This window comes from uncultured Pseudacidovorax sp. (assembly GCF_913773995.1).
Taxonomy (GTDB): Bacteria; Pseudomonadota; Gammaproteobacteria; order Burkholderiales; family Burkholderiaceae_C; genus Xenophilus.
Genome location: NZ_CAJYES010000204.1, coordinates 1 through 3536, shown reverse-complemented (window position 1 = coordinate 3536; position 3536 = coordinate 1). Strand labels below are relative to the sequence as shown.

The 3536-nt window shown below is 72.8% G+C and carries 3 protein-coding genes; 2 read left to right on the top strand and 1 reads right to left on the bottom strand.

All coding sequences use genetic code 11. The features are described 5' to 3' along the window. Window positions 1–993 (bottom strand): IclR family transcriptional regulator (locus QZ772_RS19265; protein WP_366510626.1); only part of this gene is annotated, 993 nt, incomplete at its 3' end. Window positions 994–1135: 142 nt separating this feature from the next. Here QZ772_RS19265 and QZ772_RS19260 point away from each other — a divergent pair. Then, complete coding sequence (locus tag QZ772_RS19260) at window positions 1136–2110, top strand: tripartite tricarboxylate transporter substrate binding protein (RefSeq protein WP_295529586.1); 975 nt, start codon at window positions 1136–1138, stop codon at window positions 2108–2110. Window positions 2111–2113: 3 nt separating this feature from the next. Beyond that, a complete protein-coding gene (locus QZ772_RS19255) occupies window positions 2114–3328 on the top strand; it encodes a CoA transferase (protein WP_295529584.1) in 1215 nt (404 codons plus the stop codon). The last annotated feature ends 208 nt before the right edge of the window (window positions 3329–3536 follow it).

Sequence of the window (3536 nt, the reverse complement as noted above, 5' to 3'; positions counted from 1 at the left end):
CTGCACGGTATTGGGTGCCAGGGCCAGCCGGCGCGCCAGTGCGCGGATGCCCAGCACCGGCTCGCCCGGCGCGAAGCTGCGCAGCAGGTCGATGCCGTGCGCGAGCGTGCGTGCGAAGCCACCGTCGCGCGGGTCCGCGTCCCTTGCCGTGGCCGGGCCATGGCCCACCAGCCAGGCGGGCGCGGCCGGTACGGCCGGGGGCTGGCCGGCGCCCTCGCGCAGCAGGGCGCGCTGCCAGTCGGCCTCGATGGTGCGCGCGAGTTGCAGCAGTCGCGGGCCGATCTCGCGCTGCAACTGCCGGGGCGCCAGCCGGCGCGCGGGCAGTCCGGCGTTGAGCAGCAGGTGCCCGCCCTGCAGTGCGAGGCGCAGCGGGACCGAGACCGCATGCACATCGGGCAGCCAGTCGCCTTCGGAATGACAGAAGCCCTGAGCGGCCCACTGCCGCCGGGCTTCGCGCAGCACGCCGTCGAAACGGTTCGCCTGCGCGCCGTCCGCGTCGCTCAGGGCTGCGCGTGCGGCCTCGCGCTCGGCGGGCGTGGCGGTGGCCAGCCACGCGCGACCCATGGCCGTGTCCAGCAGAGGCAGCGGCGCCCCCAGGTCGGGCTGGAAGGTGAGCGGGTCGTTGTTGCGCCAGGTCTCCACATAGACCATGCGGTGCCGGTCGCGCATGCCCAGCGACACCGAGGCGCCCAGCGCATCGGCCAGCTGCTTCATCGGCAGCCGGGCGATGCGTCGCAGGCCCAGTTGGGCCAGCAGCGGATAGCCCAGCGTCAGCGCGCCGCTGCCCAGCCGGTGGCCGCTGCCTTCGCCGGCCGGCACGACGAGTCCGCGGCTGGCCAGCGTGGTGGTGAGCCGGGTGATGGTGGCGCGGGCGAGGCCGGTGCGCTGCGCGAGCGCCGCATTGGTCAGCACGGCGGGCGCGCCGGCAAAGGCTTCCAGCACGTCGAGTCCGTGGGCCAGCGTGGCGGCGAAGCGCGGGTCGGCGGTCGGCATGAAGCAGGAGGGCAGGGAAGAGGTGGAAGACGCCAGGCCAGGCCTGTCCAATATAGCGAAACAGCGGTTGGCGGCAAGCCTGCGTCTGCCTAGTCTTCGGGCCACGTCGCGCCGAAAGGCGCATGCATCCTCGGAGACACCCATGCTCAAGCAACTGATGGCCGCCACGCTGGCGGCCGGCCTCGCACTGGCCGCGCCGCTGGCCTCGGCGCAAGCCGCCTATCCCACCAAGCCGATCCGCCTGGTCGTCCCCTTCGCGCCCGGCGGCTCCGCCGACGTGGTCGGCCGGCTCATCGCGGAGGAACTGCGCGCCGGCCTGGGCCAACCCGTGGTGGTGGACAACCGCCCCGGCGCCGGCGGCAACATCGCCGGCGACATGGTGGCCAAGTCGCCGGCCGACGGCTACACCCTGCTGCTGGCGGCAGCGGGCCCCATCGCCATCAACCCCAGCCTGTATGGCCGCATGCCCTACAACCCGGCCACCGACCTGGCGCCGGTGGCCCTGCTGGCGCGCGACCATCAGCTCATGGCCGTCACGCCCTCGGTGCCGGCGCGCGATGTGCGCGAGTTCATCGCCTATGCCAAGGCCAATCCGGGCAAGGTCTCCTTCGGCTCGCCGGGCAACGGCACGCCGGCGCACCTGGGGGGCGAGCTGTTCAACCAGATGGCGGGCACGCAGATGGTCCATGTGCCCTACAAGGGCAGCGCCCCGGCCATGAACGACCTGATCTCGGGCCAGATCACCGTGATGATCGACAACATGCCGGCGCTGCTGCCCCAGGTGCAGTCCGGCCGCCTGCGGGCCCTGGGCGTGGCCAGCCCGTCGCGTGCCAGCGGTGCACCGGACATTCCCACCGTGGCCGAGTCCGGCCTGCCCGGCTTCAACGTCACGGCCTGGAAGGGCCTGATGGCGCCGGCCGGCGTGCCCAGAGCCATCGTCGTGAAGCTGAACGAAGTGGCGGTGGCGGCGCTGGCCAAGCCGGAGATCCGCAAGCGCCTGGTGGACCTGGGCGCCGAGCCCGGCGGCGGCAGCCCCGAGGACTTCGGCACGCTCATCGCCAAGGACAGCCGCAGCTGGGCCGCGCTGGTCAAGTCCACCGGCGCGCGGGTGGATTGAGGCATGTCCGACGCTTTCGATCCCGCGCAAGGGCCGCTGCATGGCCTGCGCATCCTGGACATGGCCACCGTCGTGGCCGCACCCTTCGCCGCCACGCTCTGCGCCGACCTGGGCGCCGAGGTGACCAAGCTCGAGCTGCCCGATGGCAGCGACGCTCTGCGCTCGCTGGCGCCGGTCGAGCCTGGCCATGCGCTGTACTGGAAGGTGCTCAACCGCGGCAAGCGCGGCATCACGCTCGACGTGCGCACCGACGCCGGCCGCGCCCTGTTCCTGCGTTTGGTGGCCGGCATGGACGTGCTGGTGGAGAACTTCCGCCCCGGCACGCTCGACCGCTGGGGCCTGGACCTGGCGACGCTGCACCGGGCCAATCCGCGGCTCATCGTGCTTCGGCTCACCGGCTTCGGCCAGACGGGGCCCTATGCCGGCCGGCCCGGCTTCGCGCGCATCTTCGAGGCCATGGGTGGCCTGGCCCATCTGACCGGCGAGGCGGACGGCCCGCCGCAGCATGTGAACTTTCCGCTGGGCGATTCGATGGCCGGCCTGTTCGGCGCCTTCGCCATCGCTGCCGCGGCGGCGGAGCGGGCACGCTGCCCCGATGCGCCCGGCCGCGAGATCGACCTGTCGGCCACCGAGGCCCTGCTGCGCGTGCTGGAGCCGCTCGCCGTTGAGCGCGAGCGCAGCGGCCAGGCGCGCCAGCGCAGCGGTGCCCGTGCCACCTACACCGCGCCATCCAACATCTACCGCACCAAGGACGGCGACTGGATCACGCTCGTGGGCTCGTCGGATGCCATCTTCCGTCGCCTGTGCGCGGCCATGCAGGCACCCGACATGGCGGCCGACCCGCGCTTCGCCACCAACCCACTGCGGGTGCGGCACCTCGATGCGCTGGACGGACGCGTCGCCGCCTGGTGCGCCGCGCACAGCCATGACGAGCTGCGGGCCGCGCTCGATGCGCACTCGGTGCCCTTCTGCAAGGTCTACGACATCGACGACGTGCTGGCCGATCCGCACTTTGCCGCACGCGGTGCCATCGTGCGCCTGCCCGATGCCGAGCTGGGCTCTGTGCCGGCGCCGGCCGTGGTGCCGCGCTTCGCCGGCCATGCCTTCGAGCCGCCGCGCACCGGGCCTGCGGTGGGCGAACACAACGCCGAGGTCTTCGGCGCGCTGGGCGTCACGGCCGAGGACCTGCGCGGGCTGCGTGCGGCCGGTGTGCTGTGAGGTGCCAGCCACGCTGCGGAGCTGCTCTGCCCACCCTGCCTCACGGCCCAATGCACGAGGGCCGACCCAGAGCCGTTCGGGCTGAGGTTCTATGGTTCTCGTCAAGCGACAGTGGCCGCCAGGCGGGCATCGAACATCGCTTGTTGCTTGAACAGCGAGAAGGCCACGCGCATGAGCTTGCGGGCCAGCACCACCAGAGCCGCAGTCG

What these genes read in the sequence shown, in the direction of transcription:
- QZ772_RS19260 (WP_295529586.1), top strand. Translation starts at nt 1,136, where the DNA reads ATGCTCAAGCAACTGATGGCCGCCACGCTGGCGGCCGGCCTCGCACTG.
- QZ772_RS19255 (WP_295529584.1), top strand. Translation starts at nt 2,114, where the DNA reads ATGTCCGACGCTTTCGATCCCGCGCAAGGGCCGCTGCATGGCCTGCGC.